This window comes from Actinorhabdospora filicis (genome assembly GCF_030269765.1).
In the GTDB taxonomy this organism is placed as follows: Bacteria; Actinomycetota; Actinomycetes; order Mycobacteriales; family Micromonosporaceae; genus Actinorhabdospora; species Actinorhabdospora filicis.
Genome location: NZ_BSTX01000004.1, coordinates 336,634 through 361,375, shown reverse-complemented (window position 1 = coordinate 361,375; position 24,742 = coordinate 336,634). Strand labels below are relative to the sequence as shown.

Annotated in this window: 23 protein-coding genes and 1 riboswitch; of the genes, 9 read left to right on the top strand and 14 right to left on the bottom strand. The window is 72.0% G+C overall.

Features of this window, described 5'->3' with window-relative positions:
- Window positions 1-57 precede the first annotated feature (57 nt).
- The gene (locus QSK10_RS26650) at window positions 58-1,011 is read right to left on the bottom strand and encodes a peptidoglycan-binding domain-containing protein (protein ID WP_285665845.1); all 954 of its coding nucleotides are present in this window, start codon (window positions 1,009-1,011) and stop codon (window positions 58-60) included.
- Between the two features lie 84 nt (window positions 1,012-1,095).
- On the bottom strand, window positions 1,096-2,121 hold the full coding sequence (locus QSK10_RS26645) for a peptidoglycan-binding domain-containing protein (protein ID WP_285665844.1): 1,026 nt from the start codon (window positions 2,119-2,121) through the stop codon (window positions 1,096-1,098).
- A gap of 107 nt (window positions 2,122-2,228) precedes the next feature.
- Here QSK10_RS26645 and QSK10_RS26640 point away from each other — a divergent pair, with 107 nt between their 5' ends.
- On the top strand, window positions 2,229-3,770 hold the full coding sequence (locus QSK10_RS26640) for a long-chain-fatty-acid--CoA ligase (protein WP_285665843.1): 1,542 nt from the start codon (window positions 2,229-2,231) through the stop codon (window positions 3,768-3,770).
- Here the strand turns inward: QSK10_RS26640 and QSK10_RS26635 are convergent.
- The 3 genes from QSK10_RS26635 to QSK10_RS26625 are packed head-to-tail and all read right to left on the bottom strand — an operon-like array spanning window position 3,767 to window position 7,127.
- Window positions 3,767-4,621, bottom strand: a complete 855-nt coding sequence (locus tag QSK10_RS26635; protein WP_285665842.1) for an arylamine N-acetyltransferase family protein — start codon at window positions 4,619-4,621, stop codon at window positions 3,767-3,769. The genes QSK10_RS26640 and QSK10_RS26635 overlap by 4 nt on opposite strands.
- On the bottom strand, window positions 4,621-5,466 hold the full coding sequence (locus QSK10_RS26630; RefSeq protein WP_285665840.1) for an arylamine N-acetyltransferase family protein: 846 nt from the start codon (window positions 5,464-5,466) through the stop codon (window positions 4,621-4,623). The genes QSK10_RS26635 and QSK10_RS26630 overlap by 1 nt, the downstream gene beginning before the upstream one ends.
- A gap of 11 nt (window positions 5,467-5,477) precedes the next feature.
- Window positions 5,478-7,127, bottom strand: a complete 1,650-nt coding sequence (locus tag QSK10_RS26625) for a DNA repair helicase XPB (RefSeq protein WP_285665839.1) — start codon at window positions 7,125-7,127, stop codon at window positions 5,478-5,480.
- A 281-nt stretch (window positions 7,128-7,408) separates the two neighbouring features.
- Here QSK10_RS26625 and QSK10_RS26620 point away from each other — a divergent pair, with 281 nt between their 5' ends.
- Window positions 7,409-8,242, top strand: coding sequence for a L,D-transpeptidase family protein (locus QSK10_RS26620; RefSeq protein ID WP_285665838.1), 834 nt, complete (start codon window positions 7,409-7,411; stop codon window positions 8,240-8,242).
- A 379-nt stretch (window positions 8,243-8,621) separates the two neighbouring features.
- Here QSK10_RS26620 and QSK10_RS26615 read toward each other — a convergent pair whose 3' ends face one another.
- On the bottom strand, window positions 8,622-9,188 hold the full coding sequence (locus QSK10_RS26615) for a hypothetical protein (RefSeq protein WP_285665837.1): 567 nt from the start codon (window positions 9,186-9,188) through the stop codon (window positions 8,622-8,624).
- Between the two features lie 194 nt (window positions 9,189-9,382).
- Between QSK10_RS26615 and QSK10_RS26610 the strand changes: the two genes are divergently transcribed.
- Window positions 9,383-9,613, top strand: a complete 231-nt coding sequence (locus tag QSK10_RS26610) for a hypothetical protein (protein WP_285665836.1) — start codon at window positions 9,383-9,385, stop codon at window positions 9,611-9,613.
- 34 nt (window positions 9,614-9,647) lie between these two features.
- On the opposite strand, the gene QSK10_RS26605 is transcribed toward QSK10_RS26610, so the two are convergent.
- From QSK10_RS26605 to QSK10_RS26595, 3 genes are all read right to left on the bottom strand, one after another.
- Window positions 9,648-10,091: a hemerythrin domain-containing protein gene (locus QSK10_RS26605; RefSeq protein WP_285665835.1), complete on the bottom strand. Its 444-nt coding sequence runs from the start codon at window positions 10,089-10,091 to the stop codon at window positions 9,648-9,650.
- Window positions 10,092-10,153: 62 nt separating this feature from the next.
- Window positions 10,154-10,618 (bottom strand): hypothetical protein, encoded by a 465-nt coding sequence (locus QSK10_RS26600; RefSeq protein ID WP_285665834.1) that lies wholly within the window; start codon window positions 10,616-10,618, stop codon window positions 10,154-10,156.
- 56 nt (window positions 10,619-10,674) lie between these two features.
- Window positions 10,675-11,700, bottom strand: a complete 1,026-nt coding sequence (locus QSK10_RS26595; RefSeq protein WP_285665832.1) for a prenyltransferase/squalene oxidase repeat-containing protein — start codon at window positions 11,698-11,700, stop codon at window positions 10,675-10,677.
- An 85-nt stretch (window positions 11,701-11,785) separates the two neighbouring features.
- A riboswitch (cobalamin riboswitch) is annotated at window positions 11,786-11,906 on the bottom strand.
- Between the two features lie 430 nt (window positions 11,907-12,336).
- Here QSK10_RS26595 and QSK10_RS26590 point away from each other — a divergent pair.
- Genes QSK10_RS26590 through QSK10_RS26570 form a run of 5 tightly spaced genes read left to right on the top strand, consistent with a single transcriptional unit; the run spans window position 12,337 to window position 18,053 of the window.
- Complete coding sequence (locus tag QSK10_RS26590) at window positions 12,337-13,695, top strand: prenyltransferase/squalene oxidase repeat-containing protein (protein WP_285665831.1); 1,359 nt, start codon at window positions 12,337-12,339, stop codon at window positions 13,693-13,695.
- Window positions 13,692-14,534 carry a hypothetical protein gene (locus QSK10_RS26585; RefSeq protein WP_285665829.1) on the top strand — a complete coding sequence of 281 codons (843 nt, stop codon included), beginning with the start codon at window positions 13,692-13,694 and terminating at the stop codon, window positions 14,532-14,534. The genes QSK10_RS26590 and QSK10_RS26585 overlap by 4 nt, the downstream gene beginning before the upstream one ends.
- Window positions 14,531-15,625 (top strand): CbiQ family ECF transporter T component, encoded by a 1,095-nt coding sequence (locus QSK10_RS26580; RefSeq protein WP_285665825.1) that lies wholly within the window; start codon window positions 14,531-14,533, stop codon window positions 15,623-15,625. The genes QSK10_RS26585 and QSK10_RS26580 overlap by 4 nt, the downstream gene beginning before the upstream one ends.
- Window positions 15,622-17,223, top strand: coding sequence for an ABC transporter ATP-binding protein (locus tag QSK10_RS26575; protein WP_285665823.1), 1,602 nt, complete (start codon window positions 15,622-15,624; stop codon window positions 17,221-17,223). Before QSK10_RS26580 ends, QSK10_RS26575 begins: the two co-directional genes overlap by 4 nt.
- Window positions 17,220-18,053 (top strand): ECF transporter S component, encoded by an 834-nt coding sequence (locus tag QSK10_RS26570; RefSeq protein ID WP_285665821.1) that lies wholly within the window; start codon window positions 17,220-17,222, stop codon window positions 18,051-18,053. Before QSK10_RS26575 ends, QSK10_RS26570 begins: the two co-directional genes overlap by 4 nt.
- Here the strand turns inward: QSK10_RS26570 and QSK10_RS26565 are convergent.
- A complete protein-coding gene (locus QSK10_RS26565; protein WP_285665820.1) occupies window positions 18,007-18,984 on the bottom strand; it encodes a helix-turn-helix transcriptional regulator in 978 nt (325 codons plus the stop codon). The genes QSK10_RS26570 and QSK10_RS26565 overlap by 47 nt on opposite strands.
- A gap of 43 nt (window positions 18,985-19,027) precedes the next feature.
- Between QSK10_RS26565 and QSK10_RS26560 the strand changes: the two genes are divergently transcribed.
- Window positions 19,028-19,498, top strand: a complete 471-nt coding sequence (locus QSK10_RS26560; protein WP_285665818.1) for a hypothetical protein — start codon at window positions 19,028-19,030, stop codon at window positions 19,496-19,498.
- Here the strand turns inward: QSK10_RS26560 and QSK10_RS26555 are convergent.
- From QSK10_RS26555 to QSK10_RS26540, 4 genes are all read right to left on the bottom strand, one after another.
- Window positions 19,495-19,842: a DUF6894 family protein gene (locus tag QSK10_RS26555; protein WP_285665816.1), complete on the bottom strand. Its 348-nt coding sequence runs from the start codon at window positions 19,840-19,842 to the stop codon at window positions 19,495-19,497. The genes QSK10_RS26560 and QSK10_RS26555 overlap by 4 nt on opposite strands.
- 13 nt (window positions 19,843-19,855) lie before the next feature.
- Window positions 19,856-20,293, bottom strand: a complete 438-nt coding sequence (locus tag QSK10_RS26550) for a GNAT family N-acetyltransferase (RefSeq protein ID WP_285665815.1) — start codon at window positions 20,291-20,293, stop codon at window positions 19,856-19,858.
- A gap of 783 nt (window positions 20,294-21,076) precedes the next feature.
- Window positions 21,077-23,173, bottom strand: coding sequence for a TerD family protein (locus tag QSK10_RS26545; RefSeq protein ID WP_285665813.1), 2,097 nt, complete (start codon window positions 23,171-23,173; stop codon window positions 21,077-21,079).
- 72 nt (window positions 23,174-23,245) lie between these two features.
- Window positions 23,246-24,604 carry an FAD-binding oxidoreductase gene (locus QSK10_RS26540; protein WP_432705375.1) on the bottom strand — a complete coding sequence of 453 codons (1,359 nt, stop codon included), beginning with the start codon at window positions 24,602-24,604 and terminating at the stop codon, window positions 23,246-23,248.
- Between the last annotated feature and the right edge of the window lie 138 nt (window positions 24,605-24,742).

Sequence of the window (24,742 nt, the reverse complement as noted above, 5' to 3'; positions counted from 1 at the left end):
CCTCTCTCCTGGGAGGGGCGGCGGCGCGCCGTGGCTGGGCGCGCCGCCGTTTCGCGTCTACGGCGGGGGCCAGGAACCCTTCACCGGCCAGGAGATGGTGGTGCCGGGTATCGGGGTCTCCGGCCGGCCCGGGTGATCCTTGTGCGTGTCGACCAGCATGGCCATGAAATCCAGGTCGACCAGCATGTGCACCGATTCCACCGGTCCAAAGAAGCCCGGGGAGTCCTCGTTCCGGTAGTGAGTCCCGGTCGCACGGTCCGGCTTGCTGTACTCGTCGAGGATGCCGGGCAGTGTCCGGTCACGATGGCCGTAGCCCCCGAGCGGGTTCCCGTCGGTGTCCTCCTTGAAATCGGTGGGCGAGAGCGGCTCATGGTTCCCCGCCTGGAACGACTGGTTGGTCATCCGGTCGGGTGTCGGACCGGCGAACGTGGCGCCCTTGACGAACTGGCGGTACTCGGCGAAGCGCGCACGGGGACCGGGAGCGATGTCGGCCACGACCGACTGGAAACCCTGGAATGACTTGTCGATGAAGCGCAGTGGATCGTGCCTGACCAGCCGGACCGAACCTCGCGGCTCGGTGGTGGCTCCGGGTTTCTTCCCCGTCGCGGTCGCGTAGAGCCGGTCGAGCGCGCGGATCGTCTTGGCCTTCATGTCCCCGTGTGCCGTCGACCCCAGGCTCTCGTCGGCCTTGAACCGCCGGATCGCCCCGGCCGTCTTCGGCCCGTACACCCCGTCGGCGCCCTTGCGCCCGAGGTCGTAGCCGCGCCCGAGGTCCGCCAATCCCTGCTGCACCCGGGTCACGGGGTCACCCCGGTCCCCCTCGGCGAGCCGGTCCCGGTCGGCCGCGCACGCCTCCAGCTTCGCCACCCCCGCGAACCTCGGCGACGACAGCAGCCTCCCCACCGCCGCGTTCCCCGCCTGCCGTTGCAACGCCAGCAGCGGATGCTCGCGAACACCACCCGCACCACCCGCGCTGTTCGCCTCGCCCCGCCACGTCTCATGCGCTCGCATCCCGCACCCCCTCGCGCCACGTTCACACGCTCAGGGCGACAGCGCGAGGGACCGGTCCACTCAGCGGACCGGTCCCCCACCACCTCACGGCGTCGGGTGGAACGCGCCCTTCACCGTCCACGTCTGCGCGGTACCGGCGATCGGCGTCTCGGGCTCACCGGGGTGATCCGCGCGGGTGTCCACGAGCATGCCCTGGAACACCAGGTCGATCTCGCAGTGCGCGGTGACGATCGGCCCGGGGAAACCGGGGAGGTCCTCGTTGCGGTAGTGGGTCCCGGTGGCGCGGTCGGGTTTGCTGTACTCGTCTAGGAACGGGAGAATCCGGCCCCGATGGCCGTAGCCGCCGACCGGGTTGCCGTCGGTGTCCTCCTTGAAGACGGTCGGGGACATCAGATCGCCCGCACCGGCGCCCAGCTTCGTGTCGCGCATCGTTTTCGCCGTCGGTCCGGCGACCATGGTGCCCTTGATGAACTGGCGGTACTCGGCGAAACGCTGCCGGGGACCGGGATCGATGTCGGCCTCCAGCCCGAATTCGCCGCGGAACCCGCCGAGCAGCGGACGCGGCTGCTCCAGTTTCACCAGCCGGAGGGTGCCGCGCAGATCGGTCGTCGGCAGCTTCGTCGGGGGCGCGGTGGTGGGTACCGGCCCGGGCAGCGGCGTCGGGCCCGTCGCCGCGAACAGCTCGTCGAGGCGCTTCATCGTCCCGGGCCCGACGTCCCCGGCGGTGGTGGCCCCCAGCTTCTCGTCGGCCTTGAACCTGCGGACGACGGCAGCGGTCTTCCCCCCGAACGCGCCGTCGGGTTCGCCCAGGTCATAGCCGCGGTTCAGGTCGGTCAGGGCCTGCTGGACGCGTTTGACGGCGTCGCCCCGGTCGCCCTGGCGCAGGCGGTCGCGCCCGGCGGCGCAGGCCTCCAGGCGGGCGACACCGGAGAAACGCGGAGAACGGAGGGCTGTTTTGCCCTTGGTGGCCGATTCGACCAGGCGGCTGACGGCGATGTTGCCCGCGGCGCGCTGGAGCCCCAGCAGGGGGTGCTCCCGGCGGGAATCGACGGGTCTCTTGGGGTCGGCGAGCGGAGTGGCCTGTCGGGTGTGCGCCGCTTTCGCATGCATGGCGGCCCCCCTTCCACCTTCATTGTCACCAGATCGTTGTGACGGCGCACACAGTTTTCCGCGCCGGGCTGGCACGATGGCCCCACCCACGACTCCCGGAGGTCACCGTGCTGAATCTCGCCGTCCTGCTCGAAGACTCCGCCCGGGAGCTGCCCGACCGCGAAGCCGTCGTGTGCGGCCCGGCGCGGATGACCTACGCGCAGGTGGACGCCGCCGCGAGCCGCGTCGCGCACGCCCTGGCCGCGCGGGGCATCGGGCCCGGCGACCGGGTGGCGCTCACGTGCCCGAACATGCACCACTTCCCGCCCGCCTACTACGGGATCCTCAAGACCGGCGCGGCGGTCGTCCCGCTGAACGTGCTGCTCACCGCCGACGAGATCGCCTACCACCTCGCCGACGCCAAGGCCGCCGCCTACCTGTGCTTCGAGGGCACGCCGGAACTTCCGATGGGCCGCAACGGGTTCGCCGCCTTCAGCTCCTCGCCGCAGTGCCGGGAGTTCCTGCTCATCACCCTCGACCCGGCCGCACCGTCCCCTGTGGAGGGCGCGACGACGCTCGGCGCGGCCGTCGCCGGTGTGCCGGACGCGTTCCCGTCGGTCCCGCGCGCCGAGACCGACACCGCCGTCGTCCTCTACACCAGCGGCACCACGGGACGCCCCAAGGGCGCCGAACTCAGCCACAGCAACATGACCCAGAACGCGCAGGTCGGCGTGCGGCTCTTCGAGTCCGGCCCGCACGAGCGGCACCTGGTGGCGCTGCCGCTGTTCCACTCCTTCGGGCAGACGGTCAACATGAACCACGGCTTCCTCACCGGCGCGACGCTGGTCCTCATGCCCCGCTTCGATCCCGGCGGCGCCCTCGCCCTGATGCGCGCGGAGTCGGTGAGCATGCTGGCGGCCGTCCCGACCATGTACTGGGCCCTGCTCAACCACCCCGACGACACCCACATCGCGGGCGTCGCGGAGAACCTGCGGGTCTGCGTGTCGGGCGGCGCGCCGCTGACCGTGGAGATCCTGCGCGCCTTCGAGGAGCGCTTCTCGGTGCCGATCCTGGAGGGCTACGGGCTGTCCGAGACCAGCCCCATCGCCACCTTCAACCGCGTGGACCGCCCCCGCAAGGTCGGCTCGATCGGCCTGCCCGTCTGGGGCGTCCGCGCGAAGATCATCACCGAGGACGGCGGCGAGGCGGGCGTCGACGAGCCCGGCGAGCTGTGCGTGTCCGGCCACAACGTGATGACCGGCTACCTCGACCGTCCTAAAGAGACCGCCGAGGTGCTGTCCGCCGAGGGCTGGTTCCGCACCGGCGACGTGGCCCGCCGCGACGCCGACGGCTACTACTACATCGTCGACCGCATCAAGGACCTCATCATCCGCGCCGGATTCAACGTCTACCCCCGCGAGATCGAGGAGACCCTCGCCCGGCACCCCGGCGTGAGCCTGGTGGCCGTCGTCGGCGTCCCGCACGAGCGGCACGGCGAGGAGATCAAGGCCGTCGTCGTCCGCAAGCCGGGAACGGAGGTCACCGAGGAGGAACTGATCGCCTGGGCGAAGGAGCGCATGGCCGCCTTCAAGTACCCCCGGACGGTGGAGTTCCGCGAGTCACTGCCGATGACGGCCTCGGGGAAGATCCTGAAGCGGGAGCTGGTCTAGGGACCCTCCACCGCCACGATCGCCTTCTCCGCCCGCCACCGCTCGTACTGCTCGCGCGCCTTCGGGTACAGGACCTCCACTTCGGACGCCGGGAGGTCCAGCCCGAAGCGCCGCGACAGCGTCAGCGCCCACTCCCCGGCCGTGGCCAGCAGTTCCGGCCCGGTCTTGCCGTCCGGGCCGCTCTCGGCGTAGGCCGCGCCCCGGATCGTGGTCTTGGCGTGGTCGAGGGGCCGCTGGACGACGAGGGTCTTCACGAACGACGAATCCGGCGAGGTCGACTGCCGCACGCACGCCCCGGCGAAGTCGGCCAGTTCGCACGGCTCCTCGCCGAAGTCGAAGGACGGCACCGAGCCGCGCGGATCGGGGAAGCAGCGCCAGAGGCCGCCCTCGATCCGGGTCAGCGAGTGCTTCCAGAGGCCGTCGGCGTGCTCGCCCTCTTCGAGGGGCAGCGGGTCGAGGAAGCCGTCGCCGAGCCCGACGTCCACCAGCCACCGGCGTCCGTCCACATCGGCCAGCAGCGGCATGTGGTTGGACCAGGCGTCGTCGCCGCGGACGGCGCGCTCGACGGCGCCCGCGACCATGGTGACCTCGAAGCCGATGGTGCGCAGGGCCAGCGCGAGCAGCCCGTTCTGTTCGTAGCAGAAGCCGCCCCGGCGGGCGGTGACGAGCTTGGCGACCAGGGCCTCGGGCGCCAGCGAGAGAGGGCGGCCGAGCTGGATGTCCAGGTTCTCGTAGGGGATGGTCGTGACGTGCGCGTGGTGGATCGCGACGAGGGTCGCCTCATCGGCGGCGACGGGTCCACTGTGGCCGACGCGGTCCAGGTAGGCCGCCAGCTGCGCGGGGGTGAGCATCAGCCGCCGTTCTCCTTCAGCCAGGCCAGGTACTGGGCGCGCGCGGCCGGCCACAGCACGTCCAGCTCGTCCACGGCCAGCCGCAGTCCGAAGTGGACGTCGAGGGCGGCGGCGAAGTCCTCGCGCGTCTCCAGCACCACGCGCCGCTTGCCGTCCGGCTCGTCGGGACCGGCGAAGGTCAGCTGCGCTCCCCGCAGGGTGGTCTTGACGCGCTCGGCGGGCATCTGGACGGCCATGACCCGCAGGTGCGGGGAGCCGGGGTCGGTGGCGCGCAGGTGGCACGGCGCGCGGTAGTCGTCGATGGTGCGCGGCTCCTCGGGCCAGAAGTCGAAGGAGATCAGCGCGCCGTTGGGATCCGGTACGCAGCGCCAGATCCCGTCGCCGAGCACGGTCATCCGGTGCGTCCAGATCCCGTCGGCGTACTCGCCCACTTCGAGGGGCAGCGGCTCGTGGAAGCCGTCGCCGACGCCGACGTCCACCAGGTACCGGCGGCCCTCGACGGTGGCGATCAGCGGCATGTGCGTGGGGACGGGCGAGTGCCCGGCGAGCTCACGCGAGGCCTGCCCGTCGATGGGCGCGACGGTGAAACCGAAGGCGCGCAGGACGTACCAGAACAGCGCGTTCTGCTCGAAGCAGTAGCCGCCGCGCCGGTCGACGACCATCTTGGCGTACAGGTCGTCGGCGTCCAGGGACAGCTTCCGTCGCAAGTGGACGTCGAGGTTCTCGTAGGGGATCGCGCCCAGATGCGCGCGGTGCAGCGCGTTCAGGGTCTCCAGGTCGGCCGCGGCGGTGCCGTGGAAGCCGATCCGGTCGAGGTAGCCGTCGAGTTGTGCCGGGGTGAGCACGCGCGCCCCTCTCAGTCGAGGGGACGCAGGACGTCGTCCCCGTCGACGATCGTATAGGCGTAACCCTGCTCCGACAGGAACCGCTGGCGGTGCGCGGCGTACTCGGTGTCGACGGTGTCGCGGGAGACCACCGAGTAGAAGTGCGCCTGGCGTCCGTCGGCCTTGGGCCGCAGCACCCGGCCCAGACGCTGCGCCTCCTCCTGGCGGGAACCGAAGGTGCCCGACATCTGGATCGCCACCGCCGCCTCCGGCAGGTCGATGGAGAAGTTCGCCACCCGGCTCACCACCAGCGTCGAGACTTCACCGGTGCGAAACGCCTCGTACAGCTCCTCGCGCTTCTTCGTGGAGGTCTGGCCCTCGATGAGGGGCGCGTCGAGGTACTCGGCGATCTGGTGGAGCTGCTCCAGGTAGGCGCCGATCACCAGGACCTGCTCCCCCTTGTGCTTGTCGACCACGGCCTTCACGATCGGCAGTTTCGTGCGGGCGGTGGCCGCCACCCGGTACCGGTCGGCGGGGTCGGACGTCGCGTAGCCCATCCGCTCGGCGTCGGTGAGGGTCACCCGGATCTCGGTGCAGTCGGCGGGGGCGATCCAGCCCTGGTTCTCGATGTCCTTCCACGGCGCGTCGTAGCGCTTGGGGCCGATGAGGGAGAACACGTCGCCCTCCCGGCCGTCCTCGCGCACCAGCGTCGCGGTCAGCCCCAGCCGCCGGCGGGCCTGGAGATCGGCGGTGAAGCGGAAGATCGGCGCCGGGAGCAGGTGCACCTCGTCGTAGAGGACCAGGCCCCAGTCGCGCGCGCCGAACAGGTCCAGGTGCCGGAACGCGCCCTTCGAGCGGGCCGTCATGACCTGGTAGGTGGCGATGGTGACCGCGCGGATCTCCTTGCGCTCACCGGAGTACTCGCCGATCTCGTCCTCGGTGAGGGTGGTGCGGGCCAGCAGCTCGCGCCGCCACTGGTGCACCGAGACGGTGTTGGTGACCAGGATCAGCGTGGTCGCCTTCGCCTGCGCCATCACGCCCGCGCCGACGAGGGTCTTGCCCGCGCCGCAGGGCAGCACGATGACGCCGGAGCCGCCCGCCCAGAACGACTCCACCGCCTCCTTCTGGTAGGGCCGCAGCTGCCAGCCGTCCTCGCGCAGCTCGATCGGGTGCGCCTCGCCGTCGACGTAACCGGCGAGGTCCTCGCACGGCCAGCCCAGCTTCAGCAGCGCCTGCTTCAGCCGTCCCCGCTCCGAAGGGTGCACCGCGACGGTGTCGGCGTCGTGGAACGCGCCCAGCATCCCCGCCAGCTTCTTCGACTTGGCGACCTCGACCAGCACCGCCCGGTCCAGCCCGTGCAGGACGAGGCCGTAACCCGGGTGATTGAGCAGCTGGAGGCGCCCGTACCGGTCCATCGTCTCGGCGACGTCGACCAGCAGCGAATGTGGGACCGGGAACCGCGAGTGGGTGATCAGCGCGTCCACCACCGCCTCGGCGTCATGCCCGGCGGCGCGCGCGTTCCACAGCGCCAGCGGCGTGATCCGGTAGGTGTGGACGTGCTCGGGCGCACGCTCCAGCTCGGTGAACGGCGCGATCGCCACCCGGGCGGCACCCGCGCCGGGGTGGCCGACCTCAAGGAGGAGGGTCTTGTCGGACTGGACGATGAGTGGGCCCGTGCTCACGCGCACTACCTCGTTTCCCCGCGGCGGACAGATCTTCCAGTGTGACATCTCCCCGCGCGCCGGCAAGGCCTCCGCGCTTGGCGAAACCCCTGATCATCGGGTACGCATGAGTGATTCCCGGGTGCGGCACGAACCGGGGATTCGCACCCGCGCGACGGGCGGTACATATCGATTGCGAAACAGGCGCAACTTGGGCCTGTTCCCCGCGCGTCTCAGTGGATATCAAGGTCTTCACGCGCCCGGGTGAGCGGGCGCACAAATTTCTGGGAGGGGAAGTGGCGATGCGAGTACGACGCCCCGTGCTCATCACCGCCGCGGTGATCGCGGCGGTGGGGATCATCGCCGGCGGGACCTATGCGTTCGCCGGTGACGACAAGCCTGCCGGGGCGGTCCAGCCCGGGCAGTCCTCCGGACCGCCGGAGCCGCGCGTCGGGCCCACCGACGGCGCCTCGGCGTCCTCCGCTCCTCCGGTCTCGGAGTCGCCCGCTCCGCCGGAGAAGGAGGAGAAGAAGGAGGAGAAGCACGGCTGCCCGGTCGGGGAGAAGCAGAAGGAGGTCGAGGACCTCCTGATCCAGCTCGGCGGCTGGGGCGACATCGTCGCCGACGGCGAGCAGAGCAAGGCCGACTGCGCGGCCATCAAGAAGTTCCAGAAGCGCTACGGCATCGACCCCGCCCAGGGCAGCGCCGGTCCGCTGACCGAGAAGGTCGCCCGGCGGCTCGCCGAGACCGACCTGGACAAGTGCGACGGCTCGAAGGGCCTGGTCGCCTGCATCGACCTGACCCACCAGACCACCTGGATCATGAAGGACGGCGAGGTCATCGTCCCGCCGACGATCACCCGCACCGGCATGGGCGGCGGTTACCAGACCCCGGCCGGGAAGTTCAAGATCGACTGGCGTTCGGAGAAGGCCTGGTCGAAGCCGTACAAGGTGTGGCTGCCCTACTGGCAGCACTTCACCGACGGCATGGGCTTCCACGAGACGACCACGTACATCCACGACTCCTTCGGGTCCCACGGTTGTGTGAATCTCCTGCACGAAGATGCCGTGAAGTTCTACGAAACGCTTAAAATGGACACGACGGTGCACACCTTCGGCCGTCGCCCGGGCACGTAAGCCGGCATGAGGGGAGCGTCCGCGCCGAGTCTGAGAAGCCTCACAGACTCACAGGAAGTTCCCAGAGTGCCCCAAGCCTTAACTCAGCCCCCGGGGTCATAGTGATAGTTGTTCCGGTCAAGCCGACAAGCTGATCGATCAGGCTTGGGCACCCGACCGATCGGCGCGGAACGAACTCCGGGGGCACGCGCCGGGGATGGACCAACGGGCACGGTCCTCCCCGGCGCACCATTCTTCGCGGCGATGTCTGAGGGGGCGTCACCACCGAGAAGGGGTGCTACCAGCGGGACGAGGCTCTGGAGACCTCGTCCCGCTTTTTCTTGCCCTCGCACAAGGGCCCCCGCCCGGTCCGGACGAGGGCCCGCTCAGGATCGCGCGCTCACAGCCCGGTCGTGGTGACCGTCACCGCGTCGAAGTGGAGCGTCTTGGGCGTCTCCCAGGTCACGCTCGTCCCGAAGGACACCCAGGCCGTGCCGTCCGCGCCGACGGTGACGTCGGCGGTGTAGGCGAACTCCTTCCAGCCCACCCACTTCTCGGTGCGGCCGATGATGGTGAAGTCCTCCTCGGCCGCCGGGGCGGTCACGCCCGCGTGGGCGACGACCGGCCAGCCGTTGGCCCAGGAGTCCTCGTCGCTCCAGAGCTGAAAGCTCAGGTCGACGCGGACGGTGGAGCCTGGCGCGGCCGACACGGGGGCCGACACCCAGGCCGTCCCGTCGTCCTGCATCCCGCCCAGGTGAATCGCGAGGCTGTACGCGCCCTCGTACGCCTTGTCGGTGGACGTGGTGATCGCGGCGTCGGGGTCGATGCCGTCATCGGCGGGCACCCAGTTCCCGAGCCCGTTCTCGAAGCCCTCGGTGACCGTCCCGGCCTGCGCCGACGCCCCCAGGGCCAGCACCGCCGCGGTGGACGCGGCCAGGACGAGCAGGATCCTCTTCATCGTCTTCATCGAGCTTGTGGCTCCTTCGATTTCGATGGATTCCGGCACCGAACGTCGCGGTGCCGTCACTCGATTCTTCGCAAAGAAGCGGACGAAAGTCCCGTCTTTGAGGCAAGCCTCATCAACGCATAGAAGCGGTGCGAATATTGCCTAAAAGTGAACACGGCTTATGCGCTCGGGCCCCCAGCGGGCAAAATGGGGCGGTGCCCTTCTTCGAACGCGCCAAGCCCACCGGCCCCGGCTTCACCCTCGGGATGCGCGGCTACGACCGCACGGCCGTCGACACGTGGGTGAGGTCGGTCGAGCGGATGCTGTCCGGGGAGGTCCCGGCCGGGCCGGTGCCCGAGCCGGAGTTCATGGTGCTGCTGCGCGGCTACGACCGCGCGCAGGTGGACGCCTACGTCGCCCGCGCACGGGCGAAGCTCGCAGAGTAGTTCAGCAAGAGGAGTAGTTCAGCAAGAGGAGTAGTTACGCGAGCGGCTCGGCGGGCAGTCCCAGCAGCCCCTCGGTGGTCCCCTCGCGCAGCTCATTGAGCGCCTCGGTGATGGTGCGCTCCTCGTAGCGGAAGTGCGACTCCATGATCGCGGCGAGCCCGTCCAGTTCGCCCGCGTAGTCGCCGCCGCCCTCCACGAGGGCCACGATGCGCTCCTGGATCCCGGCGATCATCCGGTGGTCCTCTTCGAGCTTGGCGATGGTGGGCGCCAGCTCGGGGAACTCGCGGGCCAGGGCGACGAAGGCCCCGCCGTCCTCACCGGTGTGGTGCGCGGTGAGCGCGGAGCAGAAGGTCAGGCAGTGGGTTTTGAGATCCCTCCCCACGGCCGCGCCCGACTGGAGGGCCCGCAGGTCGGCGCGCAGGCGGTGGTGGATCGCGGCGAGGTCGGCGCCGAAGGAGGACAGGCGGTCGGTGGACATGCCCCGACTCTAGGCGATCTTGGCGAGCCGGGACGAGCCGAAGCCCGTCCCGGCCAAGGGGACTAGGGCGCGACGGTCGGCTGGGCGCCGGAACCGAAGGACCAGCCCTCCACCGAGCCCGGCGCGGGGTTGTAGGAGGTGGCGCCGAGGGTGCTGTAGCTCCAGCTGCCGCCGGGCTGGGCGTGCCAGTACGACCAGTACGCCGAGGCCGGGGGCGTGTTCACACACGGCTCATTGGCGGCGGTCGGCAGGCCGTCGATGCGGCAGATGAACGCCTTGCCCCAGCGCTGGGTGCCGGTGATCAGGAAGCCCGAGGACTCCAGCGCGGCCAGGCCGGACGCGGGGTCGCCGAGCGCGCAGCGGCGCTCCACGGTCCCGCCGAAGGCGGTGAAGTCGACGACGACGGTGACACCGGAGGTGCCGGTGCAGCCCGCGGCCTGGGCGGGCGAGGCGACGATGGTGACGGCGCCGAAGGCGGCCAGCACCACCGCCAGCAGCGAGACGAGGCGGTTACGGGTTGCGGTCATGACGTCCTTCATCGGTAGGGGCTTCTATAACGGGGTTCTTCGCGGCGGCCACGGGATCAGTGGCAGCGGAGAAGGGGGTCGCCGGTACGGGAACCGGCGGCGGACAGGTGCCCGAGGCTCTCGTCGGCCAGGCCGAGGATCGCCTGGGCGGTGGCGCGGTTGGCCGTGGTGGGGTCGAAGGCCCCGGCCTTGTAGTTGACCGCGCCGCGCTGCGCGAGCGGGCCCGAGCAGTCGATCTGGAGGGAGCGCAGGAAGTCGCGGCCCTTGGTCGCCGCGGTCCAGCGGCCACCGGCGTACAGGGCCTGCGCGGCCAGCCCGGTCGAGTTGGCGTTCTCCACGCCGTAGGCGGCGAAACCGCCGTCGGCGCCCTGGACCGAGACCAGCCAGTTCAGGCCGGGCGCGGCGTCCTGCCAGCGGCCCACGGCGATGAGGGCCTGGACGGCCATCGCGGTGGAGTCCACATCGGACGTGCAGGTGGGCTGCGCGAACAGCAGCGGGTAACCGCCGTCGGCGCAGCGCGTACCGGCCAGGAACGACACCGAGGCGGCCGAGGGGCCGTTGTGGGTGCGGTCGAGGGTCAGCAGCGCCAGGGACTGGGTGAAGGCGTTGGAGTAGTCGCCCCACTGGGACTTGTCGCTGAAGCGCCCGGTGGGCGTCTCCAGCGCGCGCAGGCGCGCGATCAGGTCCAGCCCGGCGAAGTTCTTCGGGTTCTGGCCGCGAACCTGGACGGCGAGGGCGAGCTTGGCGGTGGCCCCGGCGTAGGACTCGGTGGTCCCGTCGCCGATGTAGCCGGAGCTGATCTCGGGCTTGGCGAGCCAGGTCAGCGCGCGGGCGGCGTAGTCGCCGGCCTCACCGGTGGCGGCGAAGGCGAACACGGCGTCGATGGTGAGGCCCTGGTCGGGGTAGGCGGTGCCGTCGAAGACGGTCTCGAAGTGATCGCCGCCGGTCATCTGGCGGGCGAGCCAGCCGGAGGCGGCGTCACCCCGGTCGGAGGTGGGGTGGGAGGCGACGGCGGGCGCGGCCACGAGCACCGCGAGGGCGGCACCGAGGGCGGCGGCTCGCGTGAGCAGGCGTGTGGACATGACGGATGGCGCCTTTCCGGTATGCGGAACCGCAACCGGGCGCGGACGACCGGTCGCCGCCCCGCGGACCACGACGGGAATGGGCGAAAGGATGCGGTGTGGGCATTCGGGCTCGCCGCTGTCGCGGCCCACCGTTGCGGGTCAGCGCCGGAATTCGACCGGCTTCCCCCACGACCGTCCAAGGGGTTGGTGCACGCACAGGATGCGCGGCGGCACAACCGGTGTCAAGCCGGGCCGGGGATGCCGGGAGGGCCGACCCGGGTGCCCTCCGGGGCCGATCGCCTCCGCATCCGTTCCGTCCACAGTGGTCACACCCTCGATCACCGGCCGTGGCCCAGATCACCGCGCCGCGACCCCTGGCGACGGCCGCTCACCGGCCAGTAGACTCCGCCACGCCGGGCGCCCCGCCCGGCCGACGCGCGAACCAGGAGAAGCCGGTGCGAATCCGGCGCTGACCTGCAACCGTGAGCGGCCTCGCCGCGAGCCGGACCGTCTGATCCGCGTGCTTCGCTTCTCACTGTCATGGTCTGCGGTGTGGAAGCCCGGTTCGCCGAGCGTCCATCCCCGTGCGCGCGAACCTTCGCGCCCGGGGACGTGTCTCGGCCGGGTTTCGCGGCGCGACCGGGAAGGTGCCCCATGACCGGCGTCGCCAAGACCGCCGCCGCCCTCGGTGCCGCCGCGACCGTCCTCATCGGACTGTCGGCGGTCACCGCCACGGCCGACCCATCGCCCGCCCAGTCCGCCGGTTCCTGGCTGGCCCACGAGGTCGGCGCCGAGGGCGTCCTCAACACCGACTTCGGCACGGCCGACTGGGGCCTGACCATCGACGCGCTGATGGCGCTCAAGGCCACCGGCGCCGATGACGCCACCGCCGCCAAGATCACCGGCGCCCTCAAGGCGCGCGCCGACGAGTACTTCACCCTCGACCTGTGGTCGGACAAGGGCCAGCGCGTGGCCGGGGCCACCGCGAAGGTCGCCTACGCGGCCGTCATCGCCGGTGAGGACCCCGCGAAGTACGGCAAGTTCGACATCGAGTCCGAGCTGCGCGGGCTCATGCGGACCACGGGCCTGGAGAACGGCCGGTTCCGGGACAAGATGACCGCCGACAAGGAGGGCGGCAACGCCTTCGACCAGTCCCTGGCGGTCCTGGCGCTGTCGCGCACGAAGAGCGGCGTCCCGCAGGCGGCGGTCGACTTCCTCATCGACCAGCAGTGCGCGGCCGGCGGCTTCCGCCTCTACCCCTTCCACAACGCCGAGCAGAGCGTCCTCGACGACTGCGACGGGCAGGGCAACGCCACCCTCGACCCCGACTCCACCTCGATGGCCGTGCAGTCGCTGCTGGCCGCCGACGCCAACGGCAAGACCGGCGCGAAGGCCGCCGCCCTCAAGGGCGCCGAGTGGCTGAAGACGCAGCAGAAGCCCAATGGCTCCTTCGCCGGCTCCGGCTGGACCGCCGACGTGCAGAACACCAACTCCACCGGCCTGGCCGGGCAGGCGCTGCTGGCCACCGGCAGCGCCGACGCCTCCGCCAAGGCCGCCGCGTGGGTGAAGACCATGCAGCTGACCGCCGCCAACGGCGGCTCGGCCAAGGGCGACGCGGGCGCCATCGCCTACAGCGAGGAGGCCCGCAAGGACGCCGTGGACAACGGCTTCCCGATGTCGCGCGACCAGTTCCGCCGCGCCACCGCGCAGGCCGTCCTCGGCCTGACCACCGTCTCCCTGGGCGAGCTCGGCAAGGACTCCGGTCCCGGCCCGCAGCCCTCGGACCCGTCGTCGTCCTCGGCCTCGCCGTCCACCTCCACCAGCGCGTCCCCCAGCTCCCCGGCCTCCTCGTCGCAGTCGTCGACGGCGAGCCCGGGCGTCCCGGGCACCAAGCCGGGCGGGAACCTGCCGACCACCGGCGCGAGCCTGCCGCTGTTCGGCGGCGCGGCGGCGCTGCTGCTGGTCTTCGGTGTGGCGTTCGTGGTCCTGGCCCGGCGGCGGGCGAGGCGATGATGCGGCGCCTGCGCGCGGGAATCCTGGCGGTCGCCGCGGCCGCCGGGATCCTCATCGCCGCGCCCGCGCAGGCCACCACCGGCGCCGGGACGCCCGGGTTCTGCCCGGACGCCGACGGCGTCACCGTGATCGTGGACTTCCAGGAGCTCGGCGGGTCCACGATCGTCCGGTGCGCGCCCGGGGACCAGGCCAGCGGGCTGACCGCGCTGAAGAACGCCGGTTTCCAGATCACCGGCGTGCAGCGCTGGGGTGAGGCGTTCATCTGCCGTATCGAGGGCAAGCCCGGCGCGGCCGACGAGGCGTGCATCAACACGCCCCCGGCGACCGCGTACTGGTCCTACTGGCACTCCCCCAACAACGGCTCGTGGACCTACAGCCAGTGGGGCGTGATGGCGCGCAAGCCCCCGAAGGGCAGCTTCGAGGGCTGGTCGTTCTCCAAGGACAAGACCGCCGACACCAGCCCGCCGCCGCGCGTCGGGCCGAGCCGTCCCGCGCCTCCCGACAACGGCGGCGGTGACGACGGCGGCGACAACGGGAACCCCGGCGGCGGTGACCCGGACCCGCAGAAGCCCGGCGAGCCCGCGAAACCCGGTGAGCCGGGGGCGTCCCCGTCGGCCTCCGCTTCACCGTCCACTGTGGCCTCCTCCGGGGAGGCCGCGCCCGGGCCGTCCGACCTGCCCTCCGAGGCGCCCGGCTGGACCGGCGGCGAAGAGCTGGCGCGGAACGCCGAGAAGCCCTCGGGCGTCCCCGCCGGGACGTTCATCGCGCTGGGCGCCGTCATCGTCCTCGGGGTCTCCGGAGCGGTGATCGGCATCCGCCGCAAGAAGAAACAGACGTGACGGTCGCGTCCTGGACCCGCTCGCTGCCGCGCGCCCTGCACCCGGGCGCGTGGTGGCTGTGGGCGTTCGGGCTGGCCACCGCGGCGTCCCGGACCACCAATCCGGTGCTGCTGCTGATGATCCTGGTGGCCTGCGGCTACGTCGTCGCCCGCCGCCGCAGCGACGCGCCCTGGGCCCTGGCGTTCCGGATGTACCTGTACCTGGGCGCGGTCATCATCACCATGCGCGTGGTCTTCCGGATCGTCTTCGGCGGCGGCCAGGGCGACACGATCCTGTTCACGCTGCCCGAGATCCCGCTGCCGGAGTGGGCGCAGGGCATCCGCCTGTTCGGCGCGGTGGCCGCCGAGCAGCTCCTGAGCGGCTTCTACGACGGGCTGCGGCTGGCCGCGATGGTCATCTGCGTCGGCGCGGCCAACGCGCTGGCCAACCCCAAGCGGATGCTCAAGTCGCTGCCCGGGGCCCTCTACGAGATCGGCACGGCCGTGGTCGTCGCGCTCACCGTGGCACCCCAGCTCGTCGAGTCGGTCCTGCGCGTCCGGCGGGCCCGCAGGCTGCGCGCGGGCGGCCAGAAGGGCCTGAAGGCACTGCGCGGGATCCTCATCCCGGTGCTGGAGGACGCCCTCAACCGCTCACTCGCGCTGGCCTCGGCGATGGCCTCGCGCGGCTACGGCCGCACCGGCGAGATCCCCGCCCGCACCCGGCTGCTCACCGGGTCCCTCGTCATCACCGGCCTGCTGGGCGTGTGCGCCGGGCTCTACGGCGTCATGGACGCCTCCACCCCGCGCTACATGGGCGTCCCGATGCTGCTGGCCGGGCTCGCGCTGTCCATCGCCGGTTTCCTCATCGGCGGACGCCGCGTCAGCCGCTCCCGCTACCGCCCCGACCGCTGGCGCGCCGCCGAGATCACCGTCGCCGCCTGCGGGGTGGCCTCGGCGGCGCTGATGTACCTGACCGCCTCGGTCGACCCCGCCGACCTGTACCCCTCCCTGAGTCCCCTCGCCTGGCCCGAGGTCGGCTGGCTGCCCGCGCTCGCGGTGGCCGTCGCGGTCCTGCCCGCGTGGCTCGCCCCTCCGCCGGAGTCAGTCTCTTGATCCGCTTCGAGAACGTCACCTTCTTCCACGCCGGCGCGAAGCGGCCCGTCCTGCGCGAGGTCGAGCTGAGCGTCGGCGAGGGCGAGCTGTGCCTGGTCACCGGCCGCACCGGCGCGGGGAAGTCCACGCTGCTGGGCGCGGTCAACGGCCTGGTGCCCCGCTTCACCGGCGGCCACCTGCACGGGCGGGTCACCGTCGACGGCCGCGACACCGCCGCCTTCGCGCCGCAGGAGTTCGCGGGCCTGGTGGGCGTGGTGGGCCAGGACCCGCTGGCGGGTTTCGTCACCGACACCGTGGAGGAGGAGCTCGCCTACGGGATGGAGCAGCTGGCGCTGCCCCCGGCGGTGATGCGCAAGCGCGTCGAGGAGACCCTGGACCTGCTGGGCGTGGCCGAGCTGCGCCGCCGTCCACTGCGGACACTGTCGGGCGGGCAGCAGCAGCGGGTGGCGATCGGTTCGGTGCTGACGGCGCATCCGAAGGTCCTCGTCCTGGACGAGCCGACCTCGGCGCTGGACCCGACGGCCGCCGAGGACGTGCTGGCCGCGATCATCCGGCTGGTCCACGACCTGGGCACCACCGTCCTGGTCGCCGAGCACCGGGTCGAGCGGGTCCTCCAGTACGCCGACCGGTTGCTGCACCTGGACGGCGAGGGCCGCGTCCACGACGGCGAACCGGCCGCGATGATCGCCGACAGCGACATCGCCCCGCCGGTGGTGCGGCTGGCCCGGCTGGCGGGCTGGACGCCGCCGCCGCTGTCGGTGCGCGACGCCCGCCGCCGGGCGGCGTCCCTGCGCGAGCGCCTCGACGGCCGCACGCCACCGCCGCCGTCCACGATGGACGGTGAGCCGAAGCTGGCCGCGAAGGCCGTCACCGTCGCCTACGGCAAGACCGTCGCGGTGCGCGAGGTGGACCTGGTACTGCCCGCCGGTCAGGTGACGGCGCTGATGGGCCGCAACGGCTCGGGGAAGTCCTCACTGCTGTGGGCGCTCCAGGGCTCCGGGAAACGCCACTCGGGTGCCGTCGACGTCGCCGGGACCGACCCGGCGAAGGTCTCGGCGGCCAGAGCACGCGCACTGGTCGGGCTCGTCCCGCAGACCGCCAGCGACCTGCTGTACCTGGACACGGTGGACGCCGAGTGCCGCCAGGGCGACGCCGAATCCGGTGTGGTGCAAGGGACCTGCCGCGCGCTGCTGGACGATCTGGCGCCCGGCGTCCCCGGCGACCGGCATCCGCGCGACCTGTCCGAGGGGCAGCGGCTCGCGCTGGTCCTGGCCGTCCAGCTGGGCGCCGCGCCGGGCGTGGTCCTGCTGGACGAGCCCACGCGCGGCCTGGACTACCAGGCCAAGGAGCGCTTCACCGCCGTCGTGCGCCGCCTGGCCGCCGAGGGCCGCGCGGTGGTCGTGGCCACCCACGACGTGGAGTTCGTGGCCGGTGCCGCCGACCGGGTGGTCGTCATGGCCGAGGGCGAGATCGTCGCCGACGGCCCGACCGCCGAGGTCGTGGTGGCGTCCCCGGCCTTCGCGCCGCAGGTCGCCAAGATCCTGGCGCCTTCGCCGTGGCTGACGGTGGAGCAGGTCGCGGAGGCGCTGAACCCATGAGCCGCTTTCCGGTCATCTCGCTGACCACCCGGACCTCGATCGTGCTGAGCCTGGCCACCCTGGCCGGGCTGGCGATGTTCTTCTGGCCGCTGTTCGCGCCACCGGCGCCGGAGTCGGCCGCGCACTCCGCCGACGCGCCGATGCTGTTCATCATCGCGATGCCGGTCATCCTGGCCGTCGTGCTGGCCGAGCTGTCCTCCGGCGGCATCGACCCGAAGGCGCTGGCGCTGCTGGGCGTGCTGTCGGCGGTCAACGCGGGCCTGCGTCCCCTGGGCGCCGGGACCGCCGGGATCGAGACGGTCTTCTTCCTGCTGGTGCTGGCCGGACGCGTCTTCGGCCCCGGCTTCGGTTTCGCCATGGGCGCCACCTCGCTGTTCGCCTCGGCCCTGCTGACCGCCGGGGTCGGCCCGTGGCTGCCGTTCCAGATGGTCTCCTCGGCCTGGATCGGGCTGGGCGCCGGGCTGCTTCCCAAGCGCGTCACGGGAAAGGCCGAGATCGCCATGCTCGCCGTCTACGGCGTGGTGGCCGCCTACGTCTTCGGTTTCCTGATGAACATGTGGTTCTGGCCCTTCACCGCGGGCGTGGGCACGCAGCTGTCCTTCGACGCCACCGCCACCCCCTGGGAGAACCTGCACACCTTCGTGCTGTTCACCATCACCACCTCCAGCGCCGGCTGGGACACCGGCCGCGCGCTGACCAACCTCATCGCGATCCTGCTGGCCGGGCCGGGCGTCCTGGCGGTGCTGCGCCGCGCCTCGCGGCGGGCGGCCTTCGGCGCGCCGGTCACGTTCGATACAGCTCCGCCAGCGCCGCCGTCTCCGCGCGCATGACCTCCAGCAGCTCCGGCGGGCCGAGGACCTTCGCGTCGCGCCCGAAGCGGAACAGCTCCCGCATCGCCTGCCGCACCGACTCCACCGGGACGGTGGCGATCCGCCAGCCGTCGGCGTCGGGCTCACCGGCCGACTCCATCGCCATGCGCCCCGGGACGCCCGGCAGCAGGTCCTCCAGGTCCCGCAGCCCGCGCGGGGAGAACGCCACCGTCGCCGACTCCCGCGTCAGCCGCGCCTCGTACTCGGCCACGCCCCGCTCCCAGTGCCCGGCGAGGTCGAAATCGGCCGGGCGGGCGGCGTCCTCGTCGAGGACCTTCACCGACACGATCGAGGCGACCCGGTAGGTCCGCGTCCCCGGGCCCTTGGCCGCCACGAAGTACCAGGTGCCGCCCTTGAGCACCAGCCCCAGCGGATCCAGCGTCCGCGAGACCGTCGCCGGTGTCGGATCCCAGCGGCGGTAGCGGACCCGCACCCGCTTCGCCCGCCACACCGCGTCGGCCACCGTCGTCAGGTGCGGAACCACGTCGGGATCGCGGAACCAGCCGCGCGGATCGAGGTGGAAGCGCTCCCGGATGCGCGAGGAGGCCTCCCGGTAGCTGGTGGGCAGCGCGGCGGTCAGCTTCAGCTCCGCCGCCGCCAGGTTCGCCCCCAGGCCCAGGTCCTGGGCGGTGTTGCCCGCGCCGGACAGGAACAGCGCCTCCGCCTCCTGCTCGGTGAGGCCGGTCAGCCGCGTCCGGTACCCGTCCAGCAGCTGGTAGCCGCCCAGGGGACCGTGCTCGCCGTAGATGGGGACCCCGGCGGCGGCCAGCGCGTTCACGTCGCGGTAGACGGTGCGGACCGAGACCTCCAGCTCGGCGGCGAGCGCGGGCGCGCTCATCCGGCCCCGGTTCTGCAGCAGGAGGAGCAGGGACAGCAGTCGGCTGGCGCGCATGTCCCGAAGCCTAGTCCGTCATAGCTGCCATAACCTGTCAGGTATGGGTCACAGACTGGCCCTCATGAGCGACTTCGAGTTCCTGACCGGCGACTGGATCGTCGCCAACCGCCTCCTCGTCCACCGCTTGGCGGGCGGCGAGGAGGAGTGGCGCGAGCTGGACGCCACGGCCCACTGCCACACGGTCTTCGAGGGCGGCGCCAACTTCGACGAGATCGTCTTCGCCGACGGCTCGCGCGGCTGCACGCTGCGGCTGTTCGACCCGGCGACCGGGCTGTGGTCGCTGTACTGGTCGAACAACGCCACCGGCCGCCTCTTCCCGCCCGTCACCGGCCGCTTCGCCGACGGTGTGGGCGTCTTCGAGGGCGAGGAGGAGCACGAGGGCCGCCTGGTGAAGGTCCGCTACATCTGGTCGCGCGTCGACACCGGGACGCCCCGCTGGGAGCAGGCGTACTCCGGTGACGGCGGCGCGACCTGGGAGCGGAACTGGGTGATGGACTTCCGCCGCCCCTAGCGGTGGCCCACCACGTTCACCACCCGCCCGGACGGGTCGCGCACGAAGAACCGGCGCACGCCCCACTCCTCGTCCTGGAGCGGGTGGACGATCTCGGCGCCGGCCGCGACCATCGCCGCGTGCGCGGCGTCGACGTCGTCCACCTCGATGCTCACCTCCGGTGTCACCGGGCCGGTCAGGTCGCCGGTGGTGAAGCTGATCTGCGCGGTCGGGTTCGACGGCGAGGCGAGGGTGGCGATCCACCCGTGGTCCATGACCTTCTCCAGGCCCAGCAGCCCGTAGAAGTCGAGGTTCGCGGGGACCTCGTCGGTCTTGAGGACGGGCATGATCCTGCGTGCGCTCATCGGATGGGGCTCCTCAGCCGAGTTCGACCACGTAGCGGACGAACGGGGACAACGTCGCCACCTTGTCATACAGGAGGCGGGCGGTGGCGTTGTCCTCTTTCGTCTGCCAGTACAGGCGACCGCAGCCCCGCTCGCGCGCCCACTCCTCCACGGCCGCGATCAGCGCCCGGCCGACCCCGCGCCCGCGGGCGGCCGGGGCGGTGAACAGGTCCTGGAGGTAGCAGACGTCGGGCCCGGAGGTGCTGGGGTGGGCGAAGAAGTGGGTGATGCCGAGCAGGACGCCGTCCTCGAAGGCGCCCAGGGCGTGGATACGGGTGCCGTCCTGGAACTCGGCCCACTTGTGTTCGTAGAAGGAGGGGGATTCGGCGCGCTCGTAGAAGGCGATGTAGCCCTCGAAGAGGGCCTGCCAGGCGGGCCGGTCGGCGGCCTGAAGTGGGGCGACGGTGATCATGGGCGAATGCTAGACGCGCCGACGCCACTGGGAGCGGGCCAATCGTGCGCGCCGATGGCCGGTGAATCCCGCTCCACACGACTCCGGCCGCGAGACGAGCCGCGCCCGGCCCGTTCGGGGACGGACGGCCAGAGCCGCGGGCCGAGAGACCGGCACGACCACGACGCGGCTGAGAGCTCGCCCCGGGACAGGTGAGACGGATCCTCCGTCGGTCGGCCGACGTGGTTTGGAACGAGGGTTCTGGGGGTGTCAAGACAGCTCTTCCGTCTTGACACCCCCAGGTTCCTCGTTCAGCGTCGCAACAGCCGACCAGAGGAGGAGACGCCTCCCGAGAGAGGCCCGGGGTCCAGGGGCAGAGCCCCTGGTCGGGTCCAAGGGTCGAGACCCTGTCCAGACGGCGATGGGTACGTACGGCGAACGCGGGCGCCCGCGCGCGAACGATCCGTTGCGGCGGGGCGGGCGAGGAAAGCGGCACGGCTACGGGACCGAGGCCCGAGACGGGCCCGTCTGGAAGGAAGCCGCGCCATGGCCTCACCGCGAGCCCCCGGGAGAGCGGCCGCGCTGATGACACGAGTCCGTAGCTCCGAAGGAAGGAAGCGACTCCATGGCCTCGCGAGGAGAGCGTACCGGCTGACTCCAAAAGGACGCCCGAGGGCACTTCCTTTCAACCAAGGGAAGGAAGCCGGTACATGGCCTCTGGTGAGGAGAGCGGGATGACTGGACAAATAAGGTTTTGAGAAGGAAGCCATCCCATGGCCTCACCGGGATCATACCTGTCCCGCGCTACTCCGGCACCAGCTCGCCCAGCCGGTCCGGCGTGTAGACCACCGTCTCCTCCGGCAGTCCCTCCGGCCGCGTCAGTCCGATGTGGACGGCCGGGGCGCCCTCGGTCACCGGCCACAGCCGCGCCAGCCATCCCACCCGCAGGTACCGCCGGGCCATCGCCCCGCGCACCAGCGCCGAGGTGGTCAGGTAGGCCGTCTCCACCGAGTTGAGGCTGGCGTGCCCGCGCAGGAACAGGTTGATCCAGCGCGCGGTCCAGCCGTTCTCTCCCTTGTAGACCACCAGCGGCAGCGCGGTGCGCCCGCTGTCGCGCAGGTCGGAGCGGACCCGCACGGTCGAGGGCTCGAAGGGCAGCCCGGCCTGCTCCGGGGAGCGCTCCATGTAACCGAAGTAGGACGTGGCGACCTCGCCGAAGCCCTCCCCGGAGTAGATGTGCACCTCGGGCAGCAGGTAGGGCGCGACGAGCTGGTCGAGGGTGATGTCGATGAACTCGGTGGCTCCCTGGGGCGCCGAGGTCAGGTCGCCGGAGTGGACGCCGCCGACGTCCTGGAGCGAGGTGTAGGACACCTGGCCGGCCTGCCCGAAGTCCTCGTCGAGCATCTCCACCGACAGGTCGAAGTCGGTGTTGTGCATCGTCTGCCGCCAGTGCGTGAACAGCCGCAGCACCGGGCCCTCCACCGCCGTCTCCGATCCGCGCGGCAGCACGCCGAAGCCGGGGACGACGTCGCGCAGCGACAGCGGGATCGTCAGCCCGGTCGCGTCGGCGGCGACGGTGACCGAGGACGCGGCGGGCAGCCGGGAGGCGATCTCGGCCTCCAGGACGGCGCCGATCTCGCCGGCCAGCGCGGGATCCAGCGGTTCGCGCGCGTCGGGCGACACCCACGCCTTCCCGGCGCGGTTGACGAAGATGCGCAGGGCCTCCGGGGCGTCCCGGTTGGCGAGGTGCTCGCGCAGCGACAGCAGGACGCGCCCGGACACCCTCGGCGCGACCTCGGCGATCGCGGCGGCCAGGTCCGCCGAACCCAGTCGCGCCAGCCGGTCGGCGGACCGCAGCAGCATGCCGGGGGACGCCTTGAGCAGCTTGACGGCGCCGGGCACGTCGCCCGCGCCGAGCGCGAGCTCCACCCGTCCGGCCAGTGTGGACACTCGCGCGTCGCCGCGGGCGACGGCGAAGACCTCGGCGGCGCCGGTCAGGCGGGGGTGCTCGTGCGGGTGCAGCTTCTCGCCCAGTCGCTTCCACTGCTCGCGGTGGCGGGCCACGTCGGCCAGGTGCGCGGGATTGGCGCGCACGATCTCGTGCAGCGCGGTCAGCAGGACCCGCCGCTCGGGTCGCCCGAAACGGAACCGCACCGGCCGCGTCAGGTCACCGCGGCCGCCACCGGCGGCGTTGGCCAGGCGCAGCACGTCCACGATGGAGTCGGCCATCGGCGCGCGGCCCGCCCGCAGCCGGGCGAGGTTGACCGCCGCCCGCGACTCGCGGACCGGCACGTCCACCTCGGTGTCGAGCCGGACGGCGGCCAGCGCGGCCAGCGTGTCCCAGTCCTCGGGCCCCAGCGGGACGGCGGAACCGGCGAGCTGTCCGTACAGAGTGGACAGCTCCTCGTCGAGGGAGGCGCCCAGGTGCAGGACGGTGAGCCGCTCCTTGCCGGTGGCGGTGAACTCGTCGTGGGCTTCCAGCATCTCCTCGTAGGTGTGCTGGTAGGTCCCGTACTTGGGCAGGTCGAGCAGGTTGACCCGGCCCTCGTCGAGCAACCGGGACACGATCAGCTCCCGCTGCACCGGGTACTTCAGGGCGTCGCGCAGGCAGTCCACCCAGAACTCGATCGTCTCGGGCACGTCGGCGGGGAAGCGCGGGAAGTACGGGTTGTGCGCATGCTCGGCGCCGATGAGGGCGGCCACCACCGGCAGCAGCCGCGTGCCCAGCGCGTCCACGTCCCGCGGGCGCAGCCCGGCCAGGTGACGCAGCAGGTCGCCGGACATGGTGAAGCCGCTGCGGAGCAGGACGGCGTCCAGCCGCGCGGCCGCGACCACGCCCTCGCCCGGCTCGCCCTCGGGCCGGGGCACGCGGAGGGTGCGGTGGATGACGAGTGATTCCATGCCCGCAAGGTATCCGGCGCGTGCGACGGCCCACGAACCCTTTAGCGGGACCGTCCCTAGAGGACTCCCTCCTCAGAGGACCTTGCCGGGATTGAGGACGCCGGTGGGATCCAGGGCGTCCTTCAGCGCGCGCTGGACGGACATGTTGACCTCGTCGACCTCGCGGGCCAGCCACTCTCTCTTGAGGAGCCCGACGCCGTGCTCGCCGGTGGACGTCCCGCCCATCTCCAGGCACATCGCCATGATCTCGTCGAAGGCCGCCCGGCCGCGCTCCACACTGGACGGATCCTCGCGGTCGACGACGATGTTCGGGTGCAGGTTGCCGTCCCCGGCGTGGGCGATGACGCCGATCAGCACCTCGTGCTTCGCCGCGATCGCGGCGACCCCGTCGAGGGCCTCGGCCAGCCGGGAGCGCGGGACGGCGATGTCGTCGACGATGACCGCGCCCAGCTTCTCCATCGCGGTGTAGGCCAGCCGCCGGGAGGTCATGAGCATGTCGGCCTCGGTGGCGTCGGTGGCCGCGAAGACCTCGGTGGCGCCGCTGGACTCGCAGATCGCGGCGATCCCGTCCAGCTCGCCGGAGTCGGAACCGGCCAGCAGCAGCGCGGCGGCGTCCACCGGCAGGCCCTGCGGGGCGAGGTCCTCGATGGCGCGCAGGTGCACGTTGTCGATGAGCTCCAGCAGGCTGGGCACGAGCCCGGCGGCGGTGATCGCGGTGACGGCCTCGCCCGCGGCGGTCGTCGAGGGGAACGCCGCGACCAGGGTCAGCGCGCCCGCCGGGATCGGGGAGAGCTTGAGGGTGATCTCGGTGATGACGCCGAGGGTGCCCTCCGAGCCGGTGAACAGCCGGACCAGGTCGTATCCGGCCACGCCCTTGGCGGTGCGGCGTCCGCAGCGCATGACCCGCCCGTCGGCGAGCACGACCTCAAGGGCCAGCACGTACTCGCTGGTCACGCCGTATTTGACGCAGCGCATGCCACCGGCGTTGGTGGCGACGTTGCCGCCGATGGTGGACGACTCCCACGAGCCGGGGTCGGGCACGTACCGCAGGCCGTGCTCCTGGGCCGCGCGCGAGACGTCGGCGTTGATCACGCCGGGCTGGACGACGGCGAGCCGGTTGACGGGGTCCAGCTCCAGGATCGCGTTCATGCCCGCCAGGGACAGCAGGAGGCACCCGTCGACGGCGTTGGCCGCGCCCGCGAGCCCGGTGCGCGCGCCCTGCGGCACCACGGGGACGCCGTGGGCGTGGGCGGCGCGCATGACGGCGGCGACCTGGGCGGTGTCGCGGGGCCGGACCAGCGCCAGCGGCGCGCCCGCCTCGCACAGGTCGGCGTGGTCGCGGACGTGCGCGGCGAGGATGTCGGGGTCGGTGACGACGGCGCCCTGGGGCAGCGCGGCGGCGAGCTCGGCGAGGAGGGCGGCGCCGTCGATGGTGCGGTCCTCGATGGTGCGGTCCTCGGTGGTGCTGTCGTCGATGGCACGGTGATCCATGCCCTGGATGCTGCCCGGCCCCACCCACGGCCGTCCACCTGGGGTCCGGACGGTGGGAACCACCCCACGCCGGGCCCC

Excerpts from the sequence above, each read along its gene's own strand:
- QSK10_RS26550 (WP_285665815.1), bottom strand. The coding sequence starts at position 20,293 with ATGATCACCGTCGCCCCACTTCAGGCCGCCGACCGGCCCGCCTGGCAG.
- QSK10_RS26565 (WP_285665820.1), bottom strand. The coding sequence starts at position 18,984 with ATGCGCGCCAGCCGACTGCTGTCCCTGCTCCTCCTGCTGCAGAACCGG.
- QSK10_RS26605 (WP_285665835.1), bottom strand. The coding sequence starts at position 10,091 with ATGTCCACCGACCGCCTGTCCTCCTTCGGCGCCGACCTCGCCGCGATC.
- QSK10_RS26590 (WP_285665831.1), top strand. The coding sequence starts at position 12,337 with ATGACCGGCGTCGCCAAGACCGCCGCCGCCCTCGGTGCCGCCGCGACC.
- QSK10_RS26620 (WP_285665838.1), top strand. The coding sequence starts at position 7,409 with ATGCGAGTACGACGCCCCGTGCTCATCACCGCCGCGGTGATCGCGGCG.
- QSK10_RS26560 (WP_285665818.1), top strand. The coding sequence starts at position 19,028 with ATGGGTCACAGACTGGCCCTCATGAGCGACTTCGAGTTCCTGACCGGC.
- QSK10_RS26615 (WP_285665837.1), bottom strand. The coding sequence starts at position 9,188 with ATGAAGACGATGAAGAGGATCCTGCTCGTCCTGGCCGCGTCCACCGCG.
- QSK10_RS26555 (WP_285665816.1), bottom strand. The coding sequence starts at position 19,842 with ATGAGCGCACGCAGGATCATGCCCGTCCTCAAGACCGACGAGGTCCCC.
- QSK10_RS26645 (WP_285665844.1), bottom strand. The coding sequence starts at position 2,121 with ATGCATGCGAAAGCGGCGCACACCCGACAGGCCACTCCGCTCGCCGAC.
- QSK10_RS26600 (WP_285665834.1), bottom strand. The coding sequence starts at position 10,618 with ATGACCGCAACCCGTAACCGCCTCGTCTCGCTGCTGGCGGTGGTGCTG.
- QSK10_RS26545 (WP_285665813.1), bottom strand. The coding sequence starts at position 23,173 with ATGGAATCACTCGTCATCCACCGCACCCTCCGCGTGCCCCGGCCCGAG.
- QSK10_RS26585 (WP_285665829.1), top strand. The coding sequence starts at position 13,692 with ATGATGCGGCGCCTGCGCGCGGGAATCCTGGCGGTCGCCGCGGCCGCC.
- QSK10_RS26570 (WP_285665821.1), top strand. The coding sequence starts at position 17,220 with ATGAGCCGCTTTCCGGTCATCTCGCTGACCACCCGGACCTCGATCGTG.
- QSK10_RS26595 (WP_285665832.1), bottom strand. The coding sequence starts at position 11,700 with ATGTCCACACGCCTGCTCACGCGAGCCGCCGCCCTCGGTGCCGCCCTC.
- QSK10_RS26635 (WP_285665842.1), bottom strand. The coding sequence starts at position 4,621 with ATGCTCACCCCCGCGCAGCTGGCGGCCTACCTGGACCGCGTCGGCCAC.
- QSK10_RS26650 (WP_285665845.1), bottom strand. The coding sequence starts at position 1,011 with ATGCGAGCGCATGAGACGTGGCGGGGCGAGGCGAACAGCGCGGGTGGT.